At 69.2% G+C, this 26,641-nt stretch carries 23 protein-coding genes; 11 read left to right on the forward strand and 12 right to left on the reverse strand.

Features of this window, described 5'->3' with window-relative positions:
• Nucleotides 1–98: 98 nt before the first annotated feature.
• The 5 genes from AMK11_RS15205 (at nt 99) to AMK11_RS15225 (ending at nt 6,285) form a co-directional block, all read left to right on the forward strand.
• Nucleotides 99–866, forward strand: a complete 768-nt coding sequence (locus tag AMK11_RS15205; protein WP_073727267.1) for an SDR family NAD(P)-dependent oxidoreductase — start codon at nt 99–101, stop codon at nt 864–866.
• A gap of 319 nt (nt 867–1,185) precedes the next feature.
• Nucleotides 1,186–2,907 (forward strand): ribulokinase, encoded by a 1,722-nt coding sequence (araB, locus tag AMK11_RS15210; RefSeq protein WP_073727269.1) that lies wholly within the window; start codon nt 1,186–1,188, stop codon nt 2,905–2,907.
• A 60-nt stretch (nt 2,908–2,967) separates the two neighbouring features.
• Nucleotides 2,968–4,473, forward strand: a complete 1,506-nt coding sequence (gene araA / locus AMK11_RS15215) for an L-arabinose isomerase (RefSeq protein ID WP_073727271.1) — start codon at nt 2,968–2,970, stop codon at nt 4,471–4,473.
• 46 nt (nt 4,474–4,519) lie between these two features.
• Nucleotides 4,520–5,257, forward strand: coding sequence for an L-ribulose-5-phosphate 4-epimerase AraD (gene araD, locus AMK11_RS15220; RefSeq protein ID WP_073727273.1), 738 nt, complete (start codon nt 4,520–4,522; stop codon nt 5,255–5,257).
• 35 nt (nt 5,258–5,292) lie between these two features.
• On the forward strand, nt 5,293–6,285 hold the full coding sequence (locus AMK11_RS15225) for a zinc-binding dehydrogenase (protein ID WP_073727275.1): 993 nt from the start codon (nt 5,293–5,295) through the stop codon (nt 6,283–6,285).
• A gap of 114 nt (nt 6,286–6,399) precedes the next feature.
• On the opposite strand, the gene AMK11_RS15230 is transcribed toward AMK11_RS15225, so the two are convergent.
• From AMK11_RS15230 to AMK11_RS15260, 7 genes are all read right to left on the reverse strand, one after another.
• The gene (locus AMK11_RS15230; RefSeq protein ID WP_073727277.1) at nt 6,400–7,305 is read right to left on the reverse strand and encodes an alpha/beta hydrolase; all 906 of its coding nucleotides are present in this window, start codon (nt 7,303–7,305) and stop codon (nt 6,400–6,402) included.
• Nucleotides 7,306–7,619: 314 nt separating this feature from the next.
• Nucleotides 7,620–8,273 (reverse strand): LutC/YkgG family protein, encoded by a 654-nt coding sequence (locus tag AMK11_RS15235; RefSeq protein WP_073727279.1) that lies wholly within the window; start codon nt 8,271–8,273, stop codon nt 7,620–7,622.
• Nucleotides 8,270–9,694: a LutB/LldF family L-lactate oxidation iron-sulfur protein gene (locus AMK11_RS15240; RefSeq protein ID WP_073727281.1), complete on the reverse strand. Its 1,425-nt coding sequence runs from the start codon at nt 9,692–9,694 to the stop codon at nt 8,270–8,272. The genes AMK11_RS15235 and AMK11_RS15240 overlap by 4 nt, the downstream gene beginning before the upstream one ends.
• A complete protein-coding gene (locus AMK11_RS15245; protein ID WP_073727283.1) occupies nt 9,691–10,434 on the reverse strand; it encodes a (Fe-S)-binding protein in 744 nt (247 codons plus the stop codon). Before AMK11_RS15245 ends, AMK11_RS15240 begins: the two co-directional genes overlap by 4 nt.
• Nucleotides 10,434–11,912 (reverse strand): rhamnulokinase, encoded by a 1,479-nt coding sequence (locus tag AMK11_RS15250; RefSeq protein ID WP_073727284.1) that lies wholly within the window; start codon nt 11,910–11,912, stop codon nt 10,434–10,436. The genes AMK11_RS15245 and AMK11_RS15250 overlap by 1 nt, the downstream gene beginning before the upstream one ends.
• Before the next feature lie 191 nt (nt 11,913–12,103).
• A complete protein-coding gene (locus AMK11_RS15255) occupies nt 12,104–14,146 on the reverse strand; it encodes a bifunctional rhamnulose-1-phosphate aldolase/short-chain dehydrogenase (RefSeq protein ID WP_073727286.1) in 2,043 nt (680 codons plus the stop codon).
• Nucleotides 14,143–15,030: a hypothetical protein gene (locus AMK11_RS15260; RefSeq protein WP_073727288.1), complete on the reverse strand. Its 888-nt coding sequence runs from the start codon at nt 15,028–15,030 to the stop codon at nt 14,143–14,145. Before AMK11_RS15260 ends, AMK11_RS15255 begins: the two co-directional genes overlap by 4 nt.
• A 456-nt stretch (nt 15,031–15,486) precedes the next feature.
• Between AMK11_RS15260 and AMK11_RS15265 the strand changes: the two genes are divergently transcribed.
• Nucleotides 15,487–16,113 (forward strand): TetR/AcrR family transcriptional regulator, encoded by a 627-nt coding sequence (locus AMK11_RS15265; protein ID WP_073727290.1) that lies wholly within the window; start codon nt 15,487–15,489, stop codon nt 16,111–16,113.
• 74 nt (nt 16,114–16,187) lie between these two features.
• Here AMK11_RS15265 and AMK11_RS15270 read toward each other — a convergent pair whose 3' ends face one another.
• The 3 genes from AMK11_RS15270 to AMK11_RS15275 all read right to left on the reverse strand — a co-directional run bounded on the left by AMK11_RS15270 (nt 16,188) and on the right by AMK11_RS15275 (nt 18,997).
• Nucleotides 16,188–17,654, reverse strand: coding sequence for an MFS transporter (locus AMK11_RS15270; RefSeq protein ID WP_073727918.1), 1,467 nt, complete (start codon nt 17,652–17,654; stop codon nt 16,188–16,190).
• Between the two features lie 175 nt (nt 17,655–17,829).
• Nucleotides 17,830–17,973, reverse strand: coding sequence for a hypothetical protein (locus AMK11_RS37950; RefSeq protein WP_158070974.1), 144 nt, complete (start codon nt 17,971–17,973; stop codon nt 17,830–17,832).
• Between the two features lie 340 nt (nt 17,974–18,313).
• Nucleotides 18,314–18,997, reverse strand: a complete 684-nt coding sequence (locus tag AMK11_RS15275; RefSeq protein WP_073727292.1) for a helix-turn-helix domain-containing protein — start codon at nt 18,995–18,997, stop codon at nt 18,314–18,316.
• Nucleotides 18,998–19,494: 497 nt separating this feature from the next.
• On the opposite strand from AMK11_RS15275, the gene AMK11_RS15280 reads away from it, so the two are divergent.
• From AMK11_RS15280 to AMK11_RS15300, 5 genes are all read left to right on the forward strand, one after another.
• Nucleotides 19,495–20,298, forward strand: a complete 804-nt coding sequence (locus AMK11_RS15280; RefSeq protein WP_073727294.1) for a coniferyl-alcohol dehydrogenase — start codon at nt 19,495–19,497, stop codon at nt 20,296–20,298.
• Complete coding sequence (locus tag AMK11_RS15285) at nt 20,291–21,508, forward strand: cytochrome P450 (RefSeq protein ID WP_073727295.1); 1,218 nt, start codon at nt 20,291–20,293, stop codon at nt 21,506–21,508. The genes AMK11_RS15280 and AMK11_RS15285 overlap by 8 nt, the downstream gene beginning before the upstream one ends.
• Nucleotides 21,509–21,690: 182 nt before the next feature.
• Nucleotides 21,691–22,392, forward strand: a complete 702-nt coding sequence (locus AMK11_RS15290; RefSeq protein ID WP_073727297.1) for a TetR/AcrR family transcriptional regulator — start codon at nt 21,691–21,693, stop codon at nt 22,390–22,392.
• Nucleotides 22,393–22,534: 142 nt separating this feature from the next.
• Nucleotides 22,535–23,959, forward strand: a complete 1,425-nt coding sequence (locus AMK11_RS15295; protein WP_241846978.1) for an aldehyde dehydrogenase family protein — start codon at nt 22,535–22,537, stop codon at nt 23,957–23,959.
• Between the two features lie 20 nt (nt 23,960–23,979).
• Nucleotides 23,980–24,204: a ferredoxin gene (locus tag AMK11_RS15300; protein ID WP_073727299.1), complete on the forward strand. Its 225-nt coding sequence runs from the start codon at nt 23,980–23,982 to the stop codon at nt 24,202–24,204.
• Between the two features lie 109 nt (nt 24,205–24,313).
• On the opposite strand, the gene AMK11_RS15305 is transcribed toward AMK11_RS15300, so the two are convergent.
• Together AMK11_RS15305 and AMK11_RS15310 are read right to left on the reverse strand one after the other, a co-directional pair.
• Nucleotides 24,314–25,399, reverse strand: coding sequence for a hypothetical protein (locus AMK11_RS15305; RefSeq protein ID WP_073727301.1), 1,086 nt, complete (start codon nt 25,397–25,399; stop codon nt 24,314–24,316).
• Between the two features lie 32 nt (nt 25,400–25,431).
• Complete coding sequence (locus tag AMK11_RS15310) at nt 25,432–26,403, reverse strand: phosphotransferase family protein (protein ID WP_158070975.1); 972 nt, start codon at nt 26,401–26,403, stop codon at nt 25,432–25,434.
• Nucleotides 26,404–26,641: the final 238 nt, after the last annotated feature.

The raw sequence follows: 26,641 nt of genomic DNA on the forward strand, positions 1-26,641 counted from the left end.
GCCGGATGGTCCTCCGCGTCCTCCCGCCCACCGAGCCGGCCGCGGGGTGTCGCACTGACCGCCCCGGGCCGGCGGAACCACTGAAAGAAGGAAAGACCATGGCCATTACGGGCCTTGAAGACCGCAGCGTGATCGTCACCGGCGCCGCCTCGGGCATCGGCAGGGCCACGGCCCTGAAGTTCGCCCGCGCGGGCGCACGTGTGGTGGTCGCCGACCTCGACCAGGCGGGTGCGGAGGGCACCGTCAAGGAGATCACCGAGGCGGGCGGCACCGCGCACGCCGTCGTCGGCGACCTGAGCGACCAGCAGGTGGTGGACGCCGTCACGGCCAAGGCCGTGGAGGCTTTCGGCGGCATCGACGTGCTGGTGAACAACGCCGGCATCATGGACCGCATGTCGGCGCTCGGTGAGACCGGGGACGCGGAATGGGAGCGGACGCTCAGGATCAACCTGACGGCGCCCTTCCTGCTGACCCGCGCGGCGCTGCCGCACATGCTCACCGCCGGCCGGGGGTCGATCGTCTTCACCGCCTCCGAGGCCGGTCTGCGGGGCAGTGCCGCGGGAGCGGCTTACACCGCCTCGAAGCACGGAATCGTCGGTCTGGTGAAGAACCTGGCGGTGATGTACCGAAAGCAGGGCATCCGGGCCAACGCGATCGCCCCCGGTCCCACGGCCACCGCGATGCGGCCCGACACGGCTGCTGAGGCCCACGGCCCGGCCGTGGTCGGCGGGCTCATCACCGCCAACATCGGACGACTGGGGTCGGCCGACGAGCAGGCCGACGCGATCGTCTACCTCGCCTCCGACGCCGCGTCGTTCGTGAACGGCGTGGTCCTGCCCGTCGACGACGCCTGGTCGGCGGTCTGACACACACGTCCTCACACCCTTGGACGTCGGGTGTGAGGCGCGTCGGCGGCCCTGCCTGACCCAGGGCCCCGGCAGCGCTGTGTGCCCGGACCGCTCTCGGGCACACAGCGCGCTTTTTCGCGTTGGTACACGCTGGTCACCTATTTTTATAAGTGATAGATTTTCAAGTGGCCCGTATGCCCCCGACATGACGGCGGCACGGCGCGTTGACGGCATCCGGCTCTTGACTCCCGTCCGGTGAGTCCGCGCCACCGCGAACTCACGTTCCCCCCTCGCAGGTCAGTCATCCGCTTCAGCCCCCTCGATCGAGAGAAGACCCATGTCCGGTTCCAACAGACTGAGCACACGTTCCGGTGAGCAGTCCGAGCAGTACACGGTGGGCGTCGACTTCGGAACGCTTTCCGGTCGGGCTGTCGTGGTCCGCGTGCGCGACGGACACGAGATGGGATCGGCCGTGCACGAGTACCCGCACGCCGTCATCGAGAAGAGCCTGCCCGGGAGCGACGCCCCCCTGCCACCCGACTGGGCGCTCCAGCACCCGGAGGACTGGCGCGATGTCCTGCGCGTTGCCGTGCCCGCCGCCCTGGCCGCGGCCGGTGTACCCGCATCCCGGGTCGTGGGCATCGCGACCGACTTCACCGCGTGCACGGTGCTGCCCACACTCGCCGACGGGACCCCGCTCGCCCTGACCCCCGAGCTGGCCGACCGTCCGCACGCCTGGCCCAAACTGTGGAAGCACCACGCCGCCCAGGGCCAGGCGGACCGGATCAACGCACTCGCGCACGAACGCGGGGAGTCCTGGATCCACCGCTACGGCGGCAAGATCTCCGCGGAGTGGCAGTACGCCAAGGCCCTGCAGGTCCTGGAGGAGGACCCCGACACCTACACCGCCTGCGCGCGCTGGATCGAGGCCGCCGACTGGATCGTCTGGCAGCTCACGGGAGCGGAGTCCCGCAACACCTGCACCGCTGGTTACAAGGGCATCCATCAGGACGGCTCCTACCCCGCCGAGGATTACCTCGCCGCACTTCACCCGGGCTTCGCGGACTTCGCGCGCACCCGGCTGGACCACCCCTTGGCGCCACTCGGCAGCCGCGTCGGCTCCCTCACCGCCGAGGCCGCGGCCTGGACGGGTCTGCCCGAGGGCATCGCCGTGGCCGCGGGCAACGTCGACGCCCATGTCGCCGCACCCGCCGCGCGGGCCGTGGAGAACGGCCAGCTCCTCGCCATCATGGGAACCTCGACCTGTCACGTCCTCAACAGCGACCGACTCGCGGACGTCCCCGGCATCTGCGGTGTCGTCGACGGGGGCATCCTCGACGGCGCCTACGGCTACGAAGCCGGGCAGAGCGCCGTGGGCGACATCTTCGCCTGGTGGCTCCGTCAGGGGGTGCCGGCCGAGTACCTGGCCGAGGCCGAGCGCGACGGGCAGGACCTGCACCAGCTCCTCACCCGCAAGTGCGCCGACCAGCCGGTGGGCGCGCACGGTCTGGTGGCACTGGACTGGATGAACGGGAACCGGTCCGTCCTCGTCGACCACCACCTTTCGGGCGTGCTCGTCGGCCTGACCCTGGACACCCGCCCGGAGGACGTCTACCGGGCCCTGCTCGAAGCCACCGCCTTCGGCACCCGGATGATCGTCGAGGCGTTCGAGGACAACGGCGTGCCGGTCACCGAGTTCGTGGTCGCCGGCGGTCTGAAGAAGAACGAACTGCTCATGCAGATCTACGCCGACGTACTGCACCGCCCGGTCTCGCTGGCCGATTCGGAGCAGGGCCCCGCCCTCGGCTCGGCCATCCACGCCGCCGTCGCCGCGGGTGCCTACCCGGACGTGCGTTCAGCCGCCGCCGTCATGGGACGCGTGCGCCGGCACGCCTACCTCCCCGATCCCGACCGCGCGCAGGCCTACGACGGGCTCTTCACCGTCTACCGGGAACTGCACGACGGCTTCGGGCGCGGAGGGGACCTCCTCCTGCACCGCCTGCGCCGGGTGCGCAACTCCGCCCGCACCACCGCGCCGGCCCTCGCCGCCCGGGACTAGCCGCAGGACCGCCGTGCCGGCGCACCACAGCCCTCTCATCTACGCAAGGAGAAGCACCACATGTCCGCCCAGCCCGAATGTGAGATCTGGTTCCTCACCGGCAGCCAGGGTCTGTACGGTGACGACACCCTGGCCCAGGTCGCCGAACAGTCGCGGGAGATCAGCGCGATGCTGTCCGAGGGCCTGCGGACCCGGGCACGGATCGTGTGGAAGCCCGTGCTGACCGACGCGGCCGCGATCCGCCGGGCGTGCGTGGAGGCCAACGCGGCCGACCACTGCGTCGGGCTGATCGCCTGGATGCACACCTTCTCCCCGGCGAAGATGTGGATCGCCGGCCTCGATGCCCTCACCAAGCCGCTGCTGCATCTGCACACCCAGGCCAACCGGCAGCTGCCGTGGTCCACCATCGACATGGACTTCATGAACCTGAACCAGGCCGCCCACGGCGACCGCGAGTTCGGGTACGTGCAGAGCCGTCTCGGTGTCGCCCGCAAGACGGTGGCCGGGCACGTCTCCGACCCCGGGGTCGTCCGGCGTATCGACGCCTGGGCACGTGCGGCGTGCGGACGGGCCGAACTGGCGACGCTCAAGCTCGCCCGCTTCGGCGACAACATGCGGGATGTCGCCGTCACCGAGGGCGACAAGGTGGAGGCGCAGCTGAGACTCGGCGTGTCCGTCAACACCTACGGGGTGAACGACCTCGTCGCCGTGGTCGACTCGGTGGACGAGGCGGCGGTCACCTCGCTGGTCGAGCGGTACGAGGACGAGTACCGGATCGCCCCCGAGCTCCGTGCCGGCGGGGAGCGGCACGACTCTCTGCGCTACGCCGCCCGGATCGAGGCCGGACTGCGCGCCTTCCTGGAGGACGGCGGTTTCCGGGCGTTCACCACCAACTTCGAGGACCTCGGCGGGCTGAGGCAGCTGCCGGGGTTGGCCGTGCAGCGGCTGATGGCCGACGGGTACGGCTTCGGCGGAGAGGGTGACTGGAAGACGTCTCTGCTGCTGCGCACACTCAAGGTCGCGGCCGAGGGCCTGTCCGGCGGCACGTCCTTCATGGAGGACTACACCTACCACCTGGTGCCCGGTGAGGAACTGATCCTCGGCGCGCACATGCTGGAGGTCTGCCCCACCATCGCCGCGGGCACGCCCTCCTGCGAGATCCATCCCCTGGGCATCGGCGGCCGGGAGGATCCCGTCCGTCTCGTCTTCGACGCCGAACCCGGGCCCGCCGTCGTCGTCGGGCTCGCCGACATGGGCGACCGGTTCCGCCTGGTGGCCAACACGATCGACGTGGTCCAGGCTCCCGAACCGCTGCCCGAGCTGCCCGTCGCCAGGGCCGTGTGGCGTCCGCACCCTGACCTGACGACCTCGACGGAGTCGTGGCTGACGGCGGGCGCGCCCCACCACACCGTCCTCACCTCCGCCCTCGGGACCGAGGAGCTGGAGGACCTCGCGGAGATGCTGCACGTGGAACTCGCGGTCATCGACTCCGACACCACGGTCCGCGGCTTCACCAGGGAACTGCGCTGGAACCAGGCCTACCACCGACTGGCCCAGGGCTTGTGACCGCGCCTGCCGCCGCTCCCACCCGATTTCGACAGGAAGTTCCCTCATGAGCACCGCTGGAACGCACGCGCCCGGCAGCGCCGTCTCCCCAGAGCTGCGCCGCGAGGTACTGGAAGCCAACCTCCGCATCCCGCAAGCCGGACTGGCGACCCTGACCTGGGGCAACGTCAGCGCGGTCGACCGGGCGGCGGGCGTCTTCGTCATCAAGCCGTCCGGTGTGCCCTACGATCTGCTGCGCGAGGAGCACCTGGTCGTGGTAGCGCTGGAGGACGGCCGTGTAGTCGAGGGCGATCTGCGCCCCTCGACCGACACGGAGACCCACCGCAGTCTCTACCTGGCCTTCCCCTCCATCGGCGGCGTCACCCACACCCACTCCACGCACGCGGTTTCCTTCGCCCAGGCCCGTCGGCCCGTTCCCGTCCTCGGGACCACGCACGCCGACACGTTCAACGGTCCCATCCCGGTCACCGCCGACCTCACTCCCGAACAGTGCGCGCGGGACTACGAGTTCAACACCGGCCAGGTGATCGTCGACCTGCTCGGACGCGATGACCGGCGGGCGGCGGAAGTGCCTGCGGCCCTCGTCTCCGGTCACGGTCCCTTCACCTGGGGAGCCACGGCGACCAAGTCGCTCGAACACGCGATCATCTGCGAGGCCGTGGCTCAGATGGCCATCCACTCACTCGCCCTCGGGGCCGGCACGCCGCCCCAGCACCTGCTGGACCGTCACTACACCCGCAAGCACGGACCCGACGCGTACTACGGGAACCCCGTGACCGGCTGAGACGACGGCCGGAAGGAAGAGAACAAGGTGAACCCATGACCGCCTCCGACCCGTTCGGTTCCCGTCACGGATGTGCGCCCACCGGCGATTGCGTCGGCTTCGGCGTGGACAGGAGTGAGGCTCCGCGCCCCGGCCCGGGTCACGTCGTCGTCGCGGTCGAAGCTGTCGCGCTGGCGGACGAGGAACGGTGGGAGAAGGGCGCCACCGTGCGGACCGCGGTCCCGCGCCGAGTGGGCTGGTCGGGCCGTGTCGAGGAGACGGGCCCCGGAGTGGACACCGGACTTCGGGGCCGCAAGACCGTGGTCCGTACCCTTCCGGCCCCTCGCCCGAGCACCTCCTCCGGGGGGTACGGCCAACGCTCCGCGGCCGGCCGGTACGTCTTGCGCCGCCATCTGGTCGTCCCGCTGGACAGGCTGCATCTCCTGCCTTCCGACGCCGACCTCGCGACGGCGGCGCTGCTGGAGCCTGCGGCGGTCGCGGCAGCTGCCTTCGAAGCGGCCGCTGTCCAGACGAGGCCGCGCGTGGCGGTCCTCGGCGCCGACTGTGTGGGACTGCTGCTCGTCCAGATGATGACCGCCATGTCACCGCTCGCCCTTGTCGTGGTCGACCCGTCACCCGACCGGGGCGGGCGCGCCCTGGCGTGGGGAGCGACCCGGCACTGCACGACGGTCGAGGCGGCGAGGACCGAGGGTGTCTTCGACGTCGTCGTGGACACGACCGGATCGGCGGGTTCCCCGGGCGCCGCGTGTCTCCTGGCCGCCCGAGCCGGGCAGGTCGTGTTCACCCGCGCCTTCCCGCCCGGCACGAAGCCACTGGACCAGGCGCAGTTGGCGCTGCGACGGCTGACCGTGCGCGCGGCGGCCGTGGACGCGCCTGCCGTGTGGGACACGGCTGTGCGTCTCTTCCGCGAAGGTGTGATCGATCCTCGGCCCCTCGTCTCGCGGTGGTTGGAGCCGACGGTCTTGGCGGACGGGTTCATCGGCCCGCGGAGCGAGGGCGGCACGGTGACCGTTCTGCGGATTCCGTGATGATCGCCCGTCTCGTCCCGCGTCGCGATCGAACCGTGGCGACGGGGTCCCCAGCGGTCGTACGGGACGAGACGAGGCGCCCACTACCCCGGCCTCGGGTTCAAGCCGCCTGATTCACAGCTGGTCACCCGCCTCGCGCAACACCGCGCACTCCTCCACGAACGACAACACTTTCAGGTGGTAGGCGCGTGCCGTCAGTCCGAGGCTCAGATTGTGACCGGCGTTGGTCTGCTCGTTGACCCGTACGTGCGGCGACGCCGTGAAAAGGCCGGCGATGTCGGCAAGCGCGTCCGGACCGGACCGCCAGACCGTCTCGTGGTCCCCCAGGGAGAGCTCCACCGGGACGGACACCCGCGCGGCAAGGCCGGGGAAGTCCTGGACCCAGTGCCGCGCCTCGTACTCGTAGCGGGGCGATCGCGCGGCGATCGTCGGGTCGACGTACACGTCCGGGGCGTACAGATGGCGAGGGCCCCACAACAGGGCCCTCAAGCCGCGCGGGCGCGCCGGCCGAGCGTCGGCCTCGCGTTCGGTGGACTCGAAGACGCTGTCGGCCGTCCGCTGGTGGTGCCGTCCGGTGCCCGCCAGTTCGAGGCCGACGAAGTCGTGACCGCGTTTGTCCGCCGCCATCCGCAGGGCGAGTCCGCAGCCCGCCGAGTGGGCGAGGACGAAGACGCCCGCGCCCCGTGGCCGGTCCGCGAGCAGGGATTCGAGCGCCGCGAAGGCGAGGTCGACATGATGCTCGGGGTCGGTGAACCGGTCGGCGTGCTCCGCGGAGACGCCGTAGCCGGGCCGGTCGAGCGCGAGGGCGGTGAAGCCGAGGTGCGCGGCGGTACGCAGCAGCGAGAGGCGGGGCCTGCCCGGGCAGTCGAAGTACGTGGAGGAAGTGCCGCCGCCGTGCAGGGCGAGCAACACGGCCTTCGGGCGCGGAACTTCGCACACCAGCGCCGACAGGGTCACGCCGTCGACGTCGACGAGCCGACTCTGCGGCTCCGCAACGGATCCGGTGTCGCAGCAGGTCACGGGCCTGTCCTCGAAACGTCGAAGGAGGGAAGTTGTTCCTGTCGGGTGCCACTGACGGCGCCGGCCGACCCCGCGCTGAACCGGGTGTCCCGCGACCGGGCCGGCAAGGAGAGTGCGTCTGCCAAGTCTCCGCTCCCCGGAAGAAGAGGTTGAGAGGGCGAACCCGCTGCGGATGCAGCGTTTTGACACCGAGTGCCGAATGGCTTGGACGATATCGGCACCCGGTGACGTAATCAAGACGCAGAGGCGAGGCGGCGCCGCCGTGATCGGCGACCCGACATCGGGCGGCCGGTGCGGTGGGCGAGGGACGCGCCTCAGGAGGTGAGCAGCACTACGTGCAGGGTGCGGGGGCCGTGGACGCCCTCGACTCGGTCCAGTTCGATGTCACTGGTCGCCGACGGACCGGAAATCCAGGTCAGTGGACGGAGCGGGTCGAGGCCGGGGAGCGCCTGCGGGACGGAGGCGACGACCTGGTCCTTGGCGCGAACCACGCAGATATGCACGTCGGGAACGAGGGTCAGGGCGCGCCGGCCCTGCGCTGGGCCGCCGTCCAGGACGATCGTGCCGGTTTCCGCGATTGCCAGGGCACAGGCGGTGACCACGGCGTCCGTGGCGTCGAGGTCGTACGGCGACAACCGCGCACCATCCTCGGGGCGCTGCTCCGCGACGGCCTCGGAGAGCCAGGCGGTCGGCAGGCCTGGGGGGACCACGACCGTGCGGGCTCCGTGGTCGCCGAGCACCTTGCCCACGAGGCCGGGAAGCTCACTCTCGGTCGAACGGTGCACGATCGCCCGGTAGTCGACCAGGTTCTCGTGGAGCAGGTCGAGGATGGTGTCCGGATCGTCCGCGGTGTGGGTGGTGAGGTAGCCGCGTTCGGGCTCGGGTGCCGCGTGCGCGTCGCGGAGGGCGTCGCGCACGCGGCCCAGGATCCGCTCGCGCGACGAGGAGGTCGTGGGGGAGGAGGTCATGTCCGGTTCTTCTTCCACCAGTCGCGAAACGGTTCGGCCGGCATCTCCGGCAGGTCCCGGCTGTTCGCCCACTGGCTCGCGCCGGGCCCGGGGAGCCTCTTGGGGTGCAGTTTGCGGGTCTTCGCCGCGACGCGTTCGGCCGCCGCGAGAACACCGGGGCGGTCGAGGATCCAGCCGGCGCCCTTGATCGCGGCCTTCTCCAGCCGGTGACCTGGGCCTCCTTGGTCGGCGACCTTCTCCCGCAGGTGCACCAGCACCTCGGGGATGTCGATGGCGACCGGGCACACCTCGTAGCAGGCGCCGCACAGCGAGGACGCGTACGGCAGGGAGGCGTCGATCTCGCTGCCCGTGCCCCGCAGTTGCGGGCTGAGGATGGCGCCGATCGGGCCGGGATACACCGAGCCGTAGGCGTGGCCGCCCGCCCGCTCGTACACCGGGCAGACGTTGAGGCAGGCGGAGCAGCGGATGCAGCGCAGCGCCTGGCGGCCGACCTCGTCGGCGAGGGTGTCGGTGCGGCCGTTGTCCAGCAGGACCAGGTGGAAGGTGCTGGGGCCGTCCTCGTCGGTGGTGCCGGTCCACATGGACGTGTACGGGTTCATGCGCTCGGCGGTGGAGGAGCGGGGGAGGGTCTGGAGGAAGACCTCCAGATCCTGCCACTTCGGCACGATCTTCTCGATGCCGACGACCGAGATCAGCGTCTCGGGCAGGGTGAGGCACATCCGTCCGTTGCCCTCGGACTCCACGACGACGAGCGTGCCGGTCTCGGCGACCACGAAGTTCGCGCCGGAGATGCCGACCTTGGCCCGCAGGAACTTCTCCCGCAGGTGAAGCCGTGCCGCCTCCGCGAGTTCGGCGGGCGTGTCCGTCAGGCCCTCCGGTGCCGGGCGCCCCCACTCGCTCATCTCGGAGCGGAAGATGTCCCGGATCTCCCCGCGGTTGCGGTGGATCGCCGGAACCAGGATGTGCGACGGCCGGTCCTTGCCCAACTGCACGATCAGCTCGGCGAGATCCGTCTCGTAGGCGTGGATGCCCACCGCCTCCAGGGCCTCGTTGAGACCGATCTCCTGCGTCGCCATCGACTTGACCTTGACCACCTCCCGCTCGCCGGTCTCCTCGACCAGCCGGGCGACGATCGCGTTGGCCTCGTCCGCGTCGGCGGCCCAGTGCACGGTCCCGCCGGCCGCCGTGACCGCCTCCTCCACCTGCACCAGGTACCGGTCGAGGTGGCGCAGGGTGTGGTCCTTGATGCGCCGGCCGGCCTCGCGCAACTGCGCCCAGTCGTCCAGCTCCGCGACCGCGCGGGCCCGCTTCTCCCGGATGGTGCGGGTGGCGTGGCGCAGGTTGCCGCGCAGGGTGGTGTCGCGCACGGCGTCGTGCGCGGCCTTCGGGAAGGCGGGCATGCCGACGAACGTGCCGCTCATGACCAGGGCTCCTCTTCGGTGCTGGCGAGGATCTCCGCGATGTGCAGAGCCCGCTGCGGGGCGTTCTGTCGGCGGAAGATGCCGCCGATGTGCATCAGGCACGAGTTGTCGGCACCGCACAGGACGTCGGCGCCGGTGGAACGCGCGTTGCGCACCTTGTCCGCGCCCATCGCCGCCGACACGTCCGCGTTCTTCACAGCGAAGGTGCCGCCGAACCCGCAGCACTCCTCCGCACCCGGCAACTCGACCAACTCCAGCCCTCGGACCGCCTGGAGAAGCCGGGTGGGTCGGGTGCCCAGACCCAGCATGCGCAGGCCGTGGCAGGAGGGGTGGTACGTCACCTTTTGCGGGAAGTACGCGCCGACGTCGATGATCCCCAGGATGTCGACGAGGAACTCGGTCAGCTCGTACAGGCGGGGCACCAGCGAGTCCGAGGCCCGGACCAGTCGCGGGTCCGTGCTCTTCGCGGCCATCCGCGGGTAGTTGTCGCGGACCATCGCGGCACACGAGCCGGACGGGGTCACGACGTACTCGTAGTCCTCGAAGGCGCGCCCCATGCGGCGCACCAGGGGCTCGGTCTCCCGGCGGTAACCGGTATTGAACTGGGGCTGACCGCAACAGGTCTGGGCAGCAGGGAAATCCACCTGCACGCCGAGGCGCTCCAGGAGCCTGACGGTGGCCACGGCCGTCGAGGGGTACACCGCGTCGTTGACGCACGTGGCGAAGAGGGCGACGCGCATCATGACTCCGTCCCTGAACTCTCGGTGGCCGGCAGACGAGTAGCGGCTGCGTCCCAGGTGGCCCGGTCGCCACGCGGGGGGTAGTGGCGAAGCGCCTGCGTGCCGGCGACCAGGCGGCGCATGGCGGGCAGGTCGCCGACGAGGCCTTGGGCCCGGGCCTGGACGAGGATGTTGCCGAGGGCCGTGGCCTCTTCGGGGCCCGCGATCACCGGGATGCCGAGGGCGTCGGCGGTGAGCTGGCACAGTAGCTCGTTGTGTGAACCGCCGCCCACCAGGTGGACGTGGCTGATGTCACGGTCGGCGAGCGCGGAGGCCTTGCGCAGGGTCGTGCGGTGCGCGAGGGCCAGGGACTCCAAGATGCAGCGGACGAGGGCGCCCTGACCATCGGGGGTCGGCTGGCCGGTTCGGCGGCAGTAGGAGCGGATCCGTTCGGGCATGTCGCCGGGTGGCAGGAACTCCGGCGCCTCCGCGTCGACGAGGCTGACGAACGGTTCGGCACGGGTGGCTTCTCCGAGCAGGGTGGGCAGATCGGTGGGCCGCCCCTGCGCGGCCCAGACGCGTCGGCACTCCTCGAGGAGCCACATGCCCATGATGTTGCGCAGGTAGCGCACCGTGCCGTCGATACCCCGCTCGTTGGTGAAGTTCGCCGCGCGGGACGCCTTGGTCAGGACGGGCTTGTCGAGCTCCAGGCCGGCCAGGGACCAGGTGCCGCACGAAATGTAGGCGAAGTCCGGCTCGGTGGCCGGGACGGCCGCCACGGCCGACGCGGTGTCGTGCGAGGCGACGGTCGTCACCGGGGTGTCTGGAAGGAGGCCGGTGTAGGCGGCGACGTGCGGCAGCAGCGTGCCCGCGGGGTCACCGGGTGCGCGCAGCGGGGGCAACAGCGCCGGATCGAGGGAGAGCCGCTCCGGGAAGCCGTCGGCCCAGGTGCCGGTGCCGGCGTCGAACAGACCGGTGGTGGAGGCGTTCGTCTCCTCCGCGCCGATGGATCCCGTCAGCCAGTGGATCAGCAGGTCCGGGATCAGCAGCAGGGTGCGTGCGGCACCGAGCTGAGCGCTGCCCGCACTCGCCACCAGCTGGAAGACGGTGTTGAACGGAAGGTGCTGCATTCCGGTGACCCGGTACAGCTCATCGGGCCCGATCTTGGGCCACACGGCCTCGACGGCAACACCCTCGGTACGGGTGTCGCGGTAGTGGAACGGGTGCCCGAGCAGGGCACCGTCCGCGTCCAGGAGCCCGTAGTCGACGGCCCACGTGTCGATGCCGACGGAAGCGACCTGACCTCCTGCGCGCAGGCCGTCGAGGACGCCTTGGAAGAGGGAGAGGGCGTCCCAGCGCAGACCGTCCGGCAGTGGGACGGGGACGTTGGGGAAGCGGTGCGCCTCGGTGAGTGTGAGGGAGTCCGGGCCGACACGACCCAGTATGACCCGGCCGCTGGTGGCACCCAGGTCGGCTGCGGCGAAGGGGAGGTTGTTCAAGCGAGGCTCCGTGAAGGTGCTTGTCGTACGGGTCGGGGAGTGGCTCGCGCGGTCTCCGCCTCCCTGTCGTCTCCACGCGCCGTTCCCGGTTCGGCTTGCTCGTGGGGCGGTCGGTGTGTGGTCGCCCGCGCGGGACCCAGCGCCCCCGGTGGGCGCCGGTTCCCCGGCGCCCCGCGAGGGTGTCTGCCGCGTCAGCGCAGGAACGCCGCTGCCACACCCGCGTCGACCGGGATGTGCAGACCGGTCGTGTGGGTGAGGTCGCCGCCGGTCAGGGCGAACACGGCGTTCGCGACGTGCTCCGGTAGCACCTCCCGCTTGAGGAGGGTGCGCTGTGCGTAGAACTCGCCGAGCTTCTCCTCCTCGATGCCGTACGTCGCCGCCCGCTGGGCACCCCAGCCGCCCGCGAAGATGCCCGAACCGCGGACCACGCCGTCGGGGTTGACGCCGTTGACGCGGATGCCGTCGCCGCCCAGCTCGGCGGCGAGGAGCCGCACCTGGTGGGCCTGGTCGGCCTTGGTGGCGGAGTAGGCGACGTTGTTGGGGCCGGCGAAGACGGCGTTCTTGGAGGCGATGTAGACGATGTCGCCACCCATCTCCTGCGCGCGCATTGCCCGGGCCGCCTCACGCGAGACGAGGAAGGAGCCGCGGGCCATGATGTCGTGCTGGAGGTCCCAGTCCTTCGCGGTGGTCTCCAGCAGCGGCTTGGAGATGGAGATGCCCGCGTTGTTGACCACCAGGTCGACCCCGCCGAAAGCGAGGGAGGCCGCATCGAAGGCCGACGCGATCTGCGCCTCCGAGGTGACGTCCACCGTCACCGCGACGGCCTTGTCCGCACCGCCCAGCTCCTCGGCGACGGCGGCGGCGTTGTCCCCGTTCAGGTCGGCGACCACGACGCACGCGCCCTCGGAGACCAGCCGGTGGGCAATGGCCTTGCCGATGCCGGATCCCGCGCCGGTCACCAGCGCCACCCTGGTGGCCAGGGGCTTGGGCTTCGGCATCCGCTGGAGCTTGGCCTCTTCGAGGGACCAGTACTCGATGCGGAACTTCTCCGACTCCTCGATGGGCGCGTAGGTGGAGACCGCCTCGGCGCCGCGCATCACGTTGATCGCGTTGAGGTAGAACTCGCCGGCGACCCGAGCCGTCTGCTTGTCCTTGCCGAAGCTGAACATGCCGATGCCGGGGACCAGGACGATGGCGGGGTCCGCACCGCGCATTGCGGGGGAGCCCGGGGTGGCGTGGCGCTGGTAGTAGGCCGCGTACTCCTCGCGGTAGGCGGTGTGCAGCTCCTTCAAACGGTCCACCACCGCTTCGAGTTCGGCGGTCGGCGGCAGGTCGAGGACCAGCGGGCGGACCTTGGTGCGCAGGAAGTGGTCGGGGCAGGAGGTGCCGAGCGCGGCCAGACGCGGGTGCTCGGCACGCGCCAGGAAGTCCAGGACGGTCTCGGAGTCGTCGAAGTGGCCTACCTGGGGCCGGTCCGTCGACGCCAGTCCACGGATGACGGGAGCGAGTCGGGCGGCGCGCGCCCGTCGCTTGTCGGCGCTGAGGGCGGCGTACCCCTCGATGGCCGGACCGAACGGTTCGTCCTTGCCGCGCTCGGCGAGGAACTGCTCCGCGGTGCGGATGATGAACAGGGAGTTCGCCTCGCACTCCTCGGAGGTGTCACCCCACGCGGTGATGCCGTGTCCGCCCAGCACGCAGCCGATCGCCTGCGGACTGGCCGCCTTGATGGCGGCGATGTCCAGACCGAGCTGGAAGCCGGGGCGCCGCCACGGCACCCAGACCACCTTCTCGCCGAAGCACTCGGTGGTCAGCTTCTCGCCGTCGGCGGCACAAGCGAGCGCGATTCCCGAATCAGGGTGCAGGTGATCCACGTGCGCGGCCTCGACCAAACCGTGCATCGCCGTGTCGATGGACGGCGCAGCGCCGCCCTTGCCGTGCAGGCAGTAGTCGAACGCGGCGACCATCTCGTCCTCGCGCTCCACCCCCGGGTACACCTCGGTGAGCGCGCGCAGCCGGTCGACGCGCAGGGCGGCGAGTCCGGTCTCGGTGAGCGTGCCGAGGTCACCCCCCGAGCCCTTGACCCACATCAACTCGACGTCGCCGCCGGTGACCGGGTCGGTGGCCGTGCCCTTGGCGGAGGTGTTGCCACCCGCGTAGTTGGTGTTGCGGGGGTCGGCGCCCAGGCGGTTCGAGCGCGCCAGCAGTGCGGCGACTTCAGAATGGACGGAGGTCATGGCGTGTTCCTTCGAGTGATCGGGGTGCGGGTGTCCGGAGAGGGCGTCGGTCTGGTCAAGCCCTCAGCCGGTCTGGTCGCCGTGTAGGCAACGACGGGGCCGGGGGCAGGCGGACGCACATCGGTGCTGTAGGCGTCCATCAGCACCACGGGTGCGGCGAGCACATCGCCCGCCGCCCCTGCGGCGCGCAGCGCTTCGGTGTCGACGAGCAGCGCCTTGGCCGTCGCCTCCTGCACATTGATCACGGTGCGGATCACGGCCGGAATCTTCGCCTCGATGGTGCGGCACTGGTCGAGCATGAACGCCACTTCGTCTCCGGCGCTGATCCGCTGTTTGCGGTGGCCTCGCGCAGGAGCGAGCTGGAACGGGTCGGCGGAGCCCGCCATCAGGTCGTCGTCCGCGTGGAAGCGGGAGCTGAAGTCGAAGCCGCCGTGCTTCGCCCCGCGCAGCAGCAGCGCCACGATGAACTGGATGTTGGTGCCCGGCGCGTGGCGACCGGTGTCGATCATGACGTGGACATTCTCGCCGAGCTGGACGCGCTGCAGGTGGGAGGTTCCCCAGTCCGGCACGTCGGTCGCGCAGAAGGCTGGCGCGAAGAACTGGTACTCGAGCAGGAGACGCTGGTCGTCACCGAGTCGCTCGTACACGGTCGCCAGCGCTTCGGTGAGCCGGTCTCGGCGGGCCGGATGCGCAGGGACACCTTCGGTGCGATCCCGGTGACCTCGTACACCATCCGCGGCGCCGTCCGGCTTCTCCCAAGGAGTGCGCGGGACGCCGGGCTGGACGAACACCTTGAAGCAGGTGCCGCAGTTGCCGCATCCCCATGACGGCGTCTCGATCCGCTGATCGGTGAGAGCGGCCTTTGCGGCAGCGATGACGGGCATGTCCACCTTGAATGGCATGAGCGCAGGACCGGAAGCAGGACCGACGAGAGGTGTGGCGTGACTTCGCTGGATACGGCTCGAATGAATCGATTCATTGAAAGTTAGCCCGCCTTGTCAGAGTCGTCAAGGCCCCGTTGTTCTCCCGCAGTCACGGTCGGCGCGTTGAGCGCGAAGAAGGTTAAAACGTTTCACTAAGCCCGGTACAGCTGCCGCGAAGCGCTGCAGACCTCTCGAGGTCGAGTGAACTGCTGGGCGGTTCTCGCTGGCCTCCGGTGCACTCCTGAAGGCCGACAGGGTTCAGATACAGGCAGTACCCCTCGCACTACTTACGGTGTTGAAGGGTGCGGGTGAGGCGTCGCCGGCCGGTGGAACTGCACCCGACGGGTCAGCGTGCCGACGTCTTCGATGTGTCAGCCGGAGGGGCCACGAGGTCCGACGGTGAAGTACCGTCGACCAGTGACCAGCAAAAGGAAGCCGCGGGGACCGTACCGTAAGAGCGGTGAGCGACGGGAGCGGATTCTCGAGGCCGCCTACGAGGCCGTCGACGAGCACGGGGAGCGCGCCTCTCTGCAGGACATCGCCGACCGGGTGGGGGTGACCCAGCCGGCGCTGACCTACTACTTCCCTACGCGTGACGATCTCCTGCTGGCCGTACTGGAGCGGCGTGATCTGATAGGCAAGGCGGTTGCCCAGCCCGCCGGGGCGGCCGGAGGGATGGCGCGGAACATGGTTGCCAGTGTCCGCCACACCACGGACCATCCCGGTCTCGCCAAGCTTTACGTCACCTTGTCGGCGGCCGCCACGGACCCGGAGAGCCCCGCGCACGCATACTTCGCCCGGCGCTATCGCAGTCTCGCGGAAGAGGTCACCAAAGACCTGGAGGCACAGCAGGAACGAGGCGAACTGCGTGCGGACGAGCCGGCTGAGAATCTGGCGCGCGTGCTGCTCGCGGTGCTGGACGGTCTGCAGATCCAGTGGATGCATGATCCTTCGGTCGATGTGGCGGCCGTGGCGGAGACCTTCGCCAGGATGTTCATCGATTCGGCTGGCGCCCCCGGTGTCGAGGAGGGGCGGGTCGGCTGAGCGGTGGGCGGCCGGTTGGGCAGTGGCCGGCTCCGCTGAACGGCGCCGGCCGGGGTGCATGGGGCGGAAACCGGTCACACCGCATGGCCTGCCTCCACCTGGTCAAGGCGCTTGGCCCTGGGGATCAGCGGTACGAGCAGGGTGGCGAGCGCGACTGCCCCGGCGAAGAACAGGAAGCCGTTGCTGAAGCTGTCGTCATTGTAGAAGGCGGTGCCCTGCATCTCCTTGCTGTTCCGTGCGACGAGCACGAAGGCGATCTGCGTGAACACTCCCTGAAAGACGCCCTGGATCTTGCTCTGAGCTCCGTTGCCCAGGGCCTGCTCTTCCGGTGATACGGATTCGATGATCATGATGGGAACCAGAGCGACCACCAGCCCCATGCCCAGGCCACTGACGATGCCGACGGACATCAACTGACCGACGCTGTAGTGGAACTGCGACGTGAGGGCGATGCCGATGGCCACCAACGCGCCACCGATGGCCAACAGCAGGCGTGAGTCGAAGCGGCGGGCCAGCGAGCCCGCCAAGACCGACACGACGATCATGGTGACACTGGTGGGGGCACCGACCCAGGCGTTCTTCGTCGCCGTCCACCCCAGTCCGTCGGAGAGACCGGGGATGTCCGGCATGAGGACGAGGAGGTTCAGTACGGTGCCCTGCGCGAAGACCGCACCCATGATGAGGCCTGTGACCAGGAAGGTCGCCCACACTCGACGGCGTCCCAGCAGGGATATGGGGAACATCGGGTGGGCGACCTTGCCCTCGACGACGACGAAGGCGACCACCGCCGCGAGGCCGCCGATGATGCAGCCCAGAGTGCGTCCGTCGCCCCAGCCCCAGTCGGCGCCTTCGCCGACACCGTATATGACGGCCGTCAGGCCACCGCCCACCAGGACACCGCCGGCCCAGTCCATGCGTGTGCGGGGTTCGCGGACCGGGCTCTCGGGGACGAGGACGAGCAGGCCCAGCAGGCTTATCGCGGTGGCGATGACCATGAACCACAGGGCGCCGCGGTATCCGAAGTCGTCGATGATCCAGCCGGACAGGAACGGGCCGCCCAGCGCGAGCACCCCCATGCCGCCGCCGAGAAATCCGCTTGCCTGACCCACGAGATGCCGTGGGAAGACGTCACGGGCCATGGCGTAGACGAGTGCGATCGACGGAGCGTAGAAGCCCGCGATGGCTCGGCCGACCAGAAGCGTCTCGTAGTTCGTCGCGACGGCGGCGATCGTGTCGCCGATGAGGCCGAGCACGGTGATGACGACCAGCACGCGCTTCTTGCCGTACATCGTGGCGTACTTGAAGACGAACGGTGATGTGAAGGTGCCTACCAGCAGACTGATCTGGCTGAACCAGACGATCTGCGTGGTGTGGAAGTTGATGGCGATCTCGGACTGAACGTTTCCGGAGATCAGGCCGATGAGGCCGTTCAACTGCGATGCCCACAGGAGTGCGATCAGGATGAGGGCCAAGCGTGCCCCGAAGCCGGCTGTGCCGCCGGCCTTCTCATCTCGGTTCGATGACTCGACGTTGAGTGTCATGGCGGGTTCCCGGCTTTCCATCAGGTGGAGTCCTGTAGTCCCGGGGGCGCAGGCTAGCTCTAAAAATTTTATAGAGCTAGATTTTGGGCAAGGTCAATACTGCGTCACAGCTTCGGTGTCGTCACCTGGCAGAACTGGGGGCCCGGGCGCCCAGGGTGCCCGGACCCTTCATGTGTCAGGCGATCCGCAGAACTGTCCGGTGCGACTGGGCCCGGTAGACGGTGTGCCCGTCCGATGCTTCCACCATCAGGACGCGTCCCTGTTCGACCTCCACGCCGCCGGAGGTGAAGGGCACACGGATCTCGGGGCGCCAGATCATGAACAACTAGGGGGAAAGTCATGCCGGACCTGGAGGCCGGTAGTCCCGTTGCGGAGCCACGAAAGGGTAACCGGGGCGGAACCGACGGGGCTCGTGGACGATAGCGCCATCGCGCCCACCGGCGGTTGTTCCGCGGCGGGGGCGGTGCCCGACTTCACTCTCCATCGCGGCTGCACCTCCGGCCTGTCGCACACGGAAGGGCCGGCGAAACGGACACCGCGTAGGTGCGGTCGACATTTGTGATGTGCCACCACACTATTTCCAGGCTCAGCCTTCGCCCGCATTCCGGGATCAGCCATCGAGAGCAGGACATGGAGGCCTTCAGGCGCGTGCGAGACCGTCACCCGTCGACGCTGTTCGGCGCGCCAAGGAGGCGTTCGGTGACGCCGAGGGTGCGATCGATGACCTGGTCGAGTTCGGCCTGGCCGAACGCCCAGCGTACGGCGCCGGCGTAGAAGACGTCGCCGATCACGAGCATGTGGTGTTCGAGGTCGCTTCCGGGCGACACGTCGTGATCGAAGGCGCGCGCCCAGTGCAGCCAGTCGATGTTCGCCTGGGTACTCGTCACCGACTTGTCCCGAGTCATGGTCGACCGTACCCAAACCTCGAGCACCTTGGGCTGTGCGACGAACATGCCGGTGAGTGCGGTGATGAAGGTGAGGAAAGGGGTCCGCCCGCCCTCGTCGGATGCGCGGGTGGCGTGCGCGTGCTCGGCAGCGGCCTCCGTCAAGATCGAGTTCCAGGCGACGGAGGCCCGGTGGATCAGGTGGTCGCGAGACTGGAAGTACGTGTAGACCGTGGCGAGCGCGACGTTCGAGCGCAGGGCGACGTTGCGCATCTGCATCGCGTCGTACCCCTGGGTGCGTGCCAGCTCTATGGCGGCGACCAGGATCCTTTCGTAGCGCTCCTGTTGGCCGGCGCGCGACGCCGTCCAGAAGGGGTGGAGGGCCGACAAGTTCCCATTGTGCCGGGCCAGCATCGCGGCCACGGCCTCGCGGACGCTCATCTCGGGGGCGATCCTCATTCGCTGATCCTCTCATTGGCTCATCGCGCCGGTCCGTGGCGCAACATGTGGAGACGCACGGGCTGTTGACCCGGTGCCTCCGCGACGACTAGCGTTCAGAACCAGGTTCTGAACTGCACTATAAGGAGGTCCGGGGGAGGAGACCTCGGTTCCCGGCTCGCTCACCCGCTGGACGCCGGAACCGTCGTTCACGGCGATCCCGGGGGTCGGCCCTTCCGGGACGCGGGTTCCTGCGACGCGTCAAGGACCTCTCTTGTCCTCATGGCGACAGAGCCGCCACTGACGATCGGCTCGCACAGGAAAGGCACCACTGGCCGCTGCGGGGCCGTCGTGCGGGACCACCACTCGCCCGGCGACGGCGTGGGCGGAGCGACGGTGACGCCACAAGCGACACCTTCTCCCCGACATCGGCCTCCACCTCGTATGCGGGAGCAAGGGCACGCCGCGAGCGCGGCGCATCGAGCATGGAACAGGAACAGGGCAAGAAGGAGACCCGAATGACATGGGCAGGGCGGACGATCGCGGTGACGGGCGCCACGGCGGGGATAGGTGCCGCGGTGCGGGAGCGACTGCTGGCCGAAGAGGCACGGGTGGTCGCTCTCGACAGGGACGACCCGGGCGATCCGCGCGTGACGTACGTGCGGTGCGACCTCTCCGACAAGGCATCCATCCAGCAGGCCGTCGCTGAGCTGCCGGACCAGCTCGACGGACTTGCCAACGTCGCCGGCATCCCGGGAACGCGCCCGGCCGAATCCGTGTTCCGGGTCAACTTCCTGGGACTGCGGCAACTCACCGAGAGCGTCATCGACCGGATCCGCCCCGGAGGCGCGGTCGTCAACGTCGCATCCATCGCGGGGGCGGCGTGGCAGATGCACGTCGAAAAACTCACCGAACTCGTCGACTCGCCGGACTTCGAAACCGGACTCAAGTGGGTCGTGGAGAAGGGGCCGTCCTCGGGAACGAGGGCGTACGACGTCTCCAAGCAGGCCGCCATCCTTTACACCAAGCGGCGCTCGCACGCCGCGTGGCGCCATGGCGTCCGTATGAACGCCGTCTGTCCCGGTGCCACGACGACCGGCATCCTGGAGGACTTCAAGCAGTCGATGGAGGAGGGCGCCATCGACTGGTCCGAGAAGGCCCTTGGGCGGCACGCCACGCCCGAGGACGTGGCAAAGGTGGTCGTGTTCCTGCTCGGGCCCGATGCCGCTTTCGTCAACGGTGCGGATCTGCCGGTTGACGGCGGCCTGGTCGCCGGAGTGAGCGTCGGCAGCATCAAGGCGCAGGGAGACCTCCATGGCTGACGTAGGGCTGGTGGACCTCGACACCTGGGCGGGCGGAGTCCCGTACGACGCCTTCGACACGCTGCGCGACGCCGGCCCCGTGCAACGCCACGCCAACTCGGCCGGACGTGACTTCTGGGCCGTTACGGGCCACGCGGAACTCGTCGAGGCGAGCCGGGACACCGCGCGGTTCCTGTGCACCCTGAACAACTCGGCCAGCGATCAGTATCCGGTGGGTGCCGAACCGGACGAGATCGGCCGCGCCATGATGAACCAGATGCACATGATGAACGGCACCGACCACACCCGCCTGAGAGGACTGGTGAGCCGGGCGTTCACCTCGCGGGTCATCGCCCGGCTGGAGGACAGTACACGGGAACTGGCCAGGTCGATCGTCGCCAGGGTCGCGGACAAGGACGAGTTCGACTTCGTCCACGAGATCTCGGCGGAGCTCCCGCTGTCGGTGATCTGCGACCTGATGGGCATCCCCGACGCCGACAAGCCGCTCATCTTCGAGCTGACGAACAGGATGATGGGGCCGGGTGACCCCGAGTATTCCGCCAGCGTCGAGGATGCCCGCAGCGCTGTGTCGGAGCTGTACGCGTATGCGGCGGAGCTGGCCGTCGAGCGCCGCAAGAAGCCCGGCTCCGACCTCACCAGCCTGCTGCTCCAGGCCGAGCTGGACGGTGAGAAGCTGACAGACGCGGAGTACCTCGCCTTCTTCCAGCTGCTGAGCGCGGCAGGCAACGAGACCACTCGCAACCTGATCTCCCACGGCATGCTCGCGCTCATCGAGCATCCGGACCAGCGCGCCGAGTTGCGCGAGGACCGCAGTCTCATCCCGCGCGCGGTAGAGGAGATGCTGCGCTGGGGCACACCCGTGATCCACTTCGCTCGAGACGCCGCGCAGGACACGGTGCTCGGGGGACAGCAGATCGCCGCGGGCGACAAGATCGTGCTGTGGTACATCGCGGCCAACCGCGACCCGGCGGTCTTCCGGGACCCCTACCGCTTCGACATCAAACGCGATCCCAACCCGCACGTGGCTTTCGGAGGTGGCGGGCCGCACTTCTGCCTGGGAGCCAGTCTCGCCCGTATGGAGGCTCGGGTGATGTTCGAGGAGTTGTTCACGCTGCTCCCCGACCTGGAACTTGCCGGCGAGGCGAGTCTCATGCGCTCGAACATGTTCCACAGCATCAAGCATCTGCCCGTCCGGCACGAGACAGGCTGACGCCGGGACGCCGGCCGGGCCGCTGTGCCGACCCAAAGGACGAGGAACGCGATGTGAGGGTGCGTGAACCCCTGTCTCCTGCCCCGCCGAGTTCGGGGGGAAGCGGGCCGCAGGGGTGGACGCCCGGTCCTTGCCGACCACTGGGCGGTCGGATCGCGAGGCCGAGGCGAGGAGGGCAGACGATGAACGACTCGGGCACGGACGACCGCATGACGCACGCGGGTCGGGGCGGCAGGGCGTCCCGACGCGGCCGCCCCAGGGACACGGACATCGACGAACGCATCCTCGCGGCGGCCAAGGCGGTGTACGCGGAACGCGGCCGGTCAGGGTTCAACTTCGAGACCGTGGCCCGCCGGGCGCAGGTGAGCAAGGACGCCATCTACCGGCGGTACGGGAGTCAGGTCGACCTGCTGACGGCGAGCTGGCCCGAGAACGAGGAGGCACACCGGCACGAGTTGGCCCTGCCGGCCGATGCCGGCATCCGGGACTACCTCATCGCCGTGGCGAAGGACCACTTCGTCATGTACACCAGGGAGACGCGCCTGGAGTACCTGCGCGTCTACATCGAGGCCATGCACAATCCCGAGCTGCTGGACGCCCTGCACCTCGGCCTCTTTCCGCGAACCGTTTCCCGGGCACGGGGAGTGGTCCGCTTGGCCATGAGCCGGGGGAGTCTTCCCCTCGCCCCGTCCGCGAACGCGGTGATCGACGCGATCATCGGGGGCGTCGCCATGCATGTCATGACTGCCTCGTCCACGCCGCACACGGAGCTGGCCGCCGACGGCGACGCGTGTCTGTCCGACCTTGTCGACATGGTGCTCCGCGGCTGCGGATACGGCTTCGCCGCGAACGGTGCCAATGCGGCACCGGGTTTCTCGCCATGACCGGGCAGGAACCGGAGGGCGGCTGTCCCGGGCGTGCCGAGCCGTGTCGCTGGTCGTTTCACGGCCCGCACCGGCCCACCTCTGAGGGCCGCTCCGACACCCACCCAGACCACAGCGTTGTGAACGGAAGACAGGAGACGATGTGCCGGACTTCGACATGACCATCGGCGGCGAGCGAGTCGCGGGTCGCGAATCCTTCGACGTGGTGAATCCGGCCACCGGCCAGGTCTTCGCCGCTGCCCCCGACTGCTCGGACGCCGACCTGGAACGGGCCGTCAGCGCGGCGCGCACCGCCTTCGCGCAGTGGCGGACCGACGAGCGGGGCCGCCGCGAGGCCATGCGGGAGGCTGCGGCGCGGATCGAGAGCCATACCCGGGACCTGGCCACCCTGCTGACGAAGGAGCAGGGCAAGCCCGTGCGGGAGGCCACGGGAGAAGTGCTCCAGGCGAGCGAGTGGTTGCGCCACTACGCGGACATGGAGTCCCCGACCGAGGTTCTCGCGGACAGCGCGCACGCCCGGATCGAACTGTCGCGGCGGCCGCTGGGCCCGGTCGCGGCGATCACGCCCTGGAACGCACCGGTCGGGCTGGCGTTCTGGAAACTCGCACCCGCGCTCCGTGCCGGTAATACGGTCGTGCTCAAGCCCTCGCCGTACACGCCTCTGACGACGCTGAGGATCGGTGAACTCCTGGCAGACGTCTTTCCACCGGGCGTCCTGAACGTCATCTCGGGACGCGACCCGCTCGGGGCCAAGCTGAGTTCGCACCCGGCGATCCGGAAGGTGAGTTTCACCGGTTCGACCGCCAGCGGGCGCAAAGTGGCCATCGCGGCCGCCGAGGATCTCAAGCGGGTCACCCTGGAACTCGGCGGCAACGATCCGGCCATCGTTCTGGAGGACGCCGACGTGGAGACGACCGCGGCCGGCATCTTCGGCAGCGCCATGACCAACGTGGGGCAGATCTGTGTGGCGGTCAAGCGCACGTATGTGGCGCGTGCCGTCTACGACGACATGCTCGCAGCACTGAGCGAGCGCGCCAAGAACGTGCGCCTGGGGAACGGTCTCGACGAAGGCGTCACGCACGGCCCGTTGAACAACCGACCGCAACTGGACCGGGTGACGGACCTGGTCGCGAGCGCGGTCGACGCCGGTGCCCGCGTCGTTGCGGGCGGGGCGACCGTCGAGGGACCGGGATACTTCCACGCCCCGACGATCCTCACCGACGTCACCGACGAGATGCCCATCGTGTCGGAGGAGCAGTTCGGCCCAGCCTTGCCCGTGCTGCCGTACGACGACCTCGACGACGTGGTGGCCCGCGTCAACGCCTCACCCTTCGGCCTCGGCTCCTCTGTCTGGACCGGCGATGTCGAACGGGGCGGCGACATCGCGCGCCGTATCGAGGCGGGGACGACCTGGGTCAACTGCCACCTCTACCTGTTGCCCTCGCTGCCCTTCGGTGGCGTCAAATGGAGCGGGCTGGGCGTGGAGAACGGGGTCTGGGGCCTCCATGAGTTCACCGACATGCACGTCCTGCACCAGAATCTGCTGCCGGGCAACGCCTGGAGCTGAGGGAAAGGCACACACGCCCCATGGAACCAGCAACCGATCGCGGCAACCATGTGGAAGTAGAGGTCGACCGGACGCGCTGCGCTGGCCTGGCGATCTGCGAACTGCAGGCTCCCGAACACTTCGAGGTCCAGGACGACGGCGTGGTCCGGGCGCGCCCGGGCGAGGTGCCGCCGGACCGGCTCGCCGCCGTCCGCAGCGCGGTCGCCTCATGCCCCAACCAGGCTCTCAGGTTCGTGGACCGATGAGGGCAGCCTGACCGCTCCGCCCGCTCAGGCATCCCGCGGCCACCCGCGGTGTCGCCGGCGGTCCCGGTACCGGGACCGCCGGCGTTCTGGCCCGGTGGGCGCGGAGCAGCTAATGGAGGTTGTTCGCCGGGTACTTCCGATGGTCGGGTCCGAGCTGGTACTCCAGCACGCCGTAGCCCCGCTCGCCCGTCTCCGCCAGGGTGTACACCGCAGGCTGGTCGGCACCGAAGTCGGCCAGATACCGGCTCAGTACGCGCGGATCCTGTGAGGCCACGTCGTACTTGTCACCCTCTTCGTGGTCCCCGAGCGGCTTGCCCTGTTGGCCGAAGTAGCCACCGCCGAGCAGGTAGACCCCGGGCAGTGCCGCCCGGGTGTGCAGCTCGTGCACGTGCCCCGTGTCGTCGGTGAGCCGGATGACCCCCTCCTCGTGGATCCGGATCCCCTGGCGCAGCGTCAGCTCGTGCTCCATCGCCACGATGGCACGACCGTCGTACTTGCCGCCCGCGATGCCCCCGTGGACCGACAACTGCTCGCCCTCGTCGCTCTCCGTGCACAGCACGAAGTAGGCCGCGTCCTCGAACTGCGGGTTCAGCCAGTAGTGCGCCCCGAACGGCCGGCCGGCACCTGCGGGCATCGGTATGCCGCCCACGGGACGCAGGCCGAAGGACCGGTCGCGGCATCCGGAGAGTTCCTCGCTCTCGATGGTCCGGTCGCCGATGCGCACCCGGCCGCGGTAGGTCACCGACTGGACGAAGGTGGCGTAGTCGAAGACCAGGACGCCTCCGTGGGTGGCGTGCAGGCGGGTGTCCCAGGGATCGAACCGCACCTCCATCTCCAGGTCGAAGTCGATGTCGTAGGCGTTCGGTTCCATCCGAAGCCTCCAACGGCGCATGGGTTCGACGATGTCGAGATGCAGGGATCCGACGTCGAGTCGAGCGGGGTCACCGTGCAGCTCGCGGAAGAAGCGTGCGTTGTGCTGCTGGGGGTCGTCCCTGGTGACCCCCACGGCGAACCCGTCCATCGTGTTCAGGTTCGGGTACGAACCGAGGCCGACGCACAGCGAGAACTCACCCTGCTGATCATGGACGTTGAAGTAGCAGCGTTCGAAGAAACGCATGTCGGTGGTGGCTGGTTGCGACAGCAGCAGTGGTGACTGGTGCACGAACAGGTCGTCGTTGCGCGTCAGTGACGACATGATTGCCCTTCCTGTGACGGATCGCGGAGCCGCTACACGCGGAGTCCGGTGATACCGGCCCACTCTGCGAGGACGCGAGCAAGCCGTTTGTCCCCGTCGCGAGGCTTTCCGCGATATTTCTGGCCTTCTCTGAGTTGGTACAGCTTGATGCGGAGCACGGCGAGCCTGAAGGCTGCGAAGACGATGTAGTAGTCGAGGTCCGCGATCTCACGACCGAGGAGGTCGGCGTACCGTTCGGTCGTCTCCTCCACCGTCGGTTGCGCCTCGAAGCCCAACCCTTGGGCCGTCTGGTACTCACCCTCGAGCCACCACGCCAGATCGACCTCGGCCGGACCCAGCGCGACCATCTCGAAATCAAGGATCGCGCTGCACTTGAAATCCTCGGTGAACAACTGGTTGCCGCGCTTGGCGTCGCCCCACACGAGTCCGGCCGGCGGCGGGAGTGGCGGCCGGTGCCTGCGGAGCCACTGGTAGGCCTCCTCGATCACCGGATGCGAATCGCCCGCGGAGACCCACGCGTAGTACTCCCAGTAGTACTGCAGCTGCTGGTCGATCGGGTCCGATCCTCGCCCGGGTCGGTCCAGGAAGCCGAGGTCCAACCGCCGTGGATCGCACCGGTGCAGCTCGGCCATGGCCGCAAGCCCGCTCCACCAGGTCTGTTCCCGACCCTGTGGGCCGATCTCGTTCATCCAGTCCTGCCCCAGCTGGCCGGTCCTGCCGCGAGCCCTCTCCATCACGAAGAAGCGGGCCCCGAGGACGCCGGCGTCGGCTTCGAAGCCGATGGGCCGTGGCACCCGCACGGCGTGCGTACGCAGCGCCGCCATGACGCGGTACTGCTCCTCGAACATCGTCTCCAGGAAGAGCTGGTACCCGGTGCCGGGTTCGAAGCGGACGACCAGATCCTCGCTGTGCTCCGCGTGCTCGTCGCGGTAGGTCGCCTCGAAGGCGTACAGCTCTCCGGAAAATCCGTCGGAAAACGCGCGGAGGTCGCCGACTTCCACCACTCGCCCCGTGGTGTGGCGCGCTTGAAGCCATCGCCGCAAGGTCGCACGGGCATGCATCAGGTCACGCTGAACGGGTATCACGTCGGCCTCACTTTCCTGTCCGAAAGGCGCGGTCGTCCCGCGGACCAAGGCGTATGCAACGGTGAGGAGCGCACTCACTTTATGAGGGGCCAAAAGCTTGGGCAATAGCGCGGTGGGGACGAAAAAAGGAATGCAGCGGGTCACTCGGCGCCGCGAA

The sequence above is a fragment of the Streptomyces sp. CB02414 genome, assembly GCF_001905385.1.
Lineage (GTDB): Bacteria > Actinomycetota > Actinomycetes > Streptomycetales > Streptomycetaceae > Streptomyces.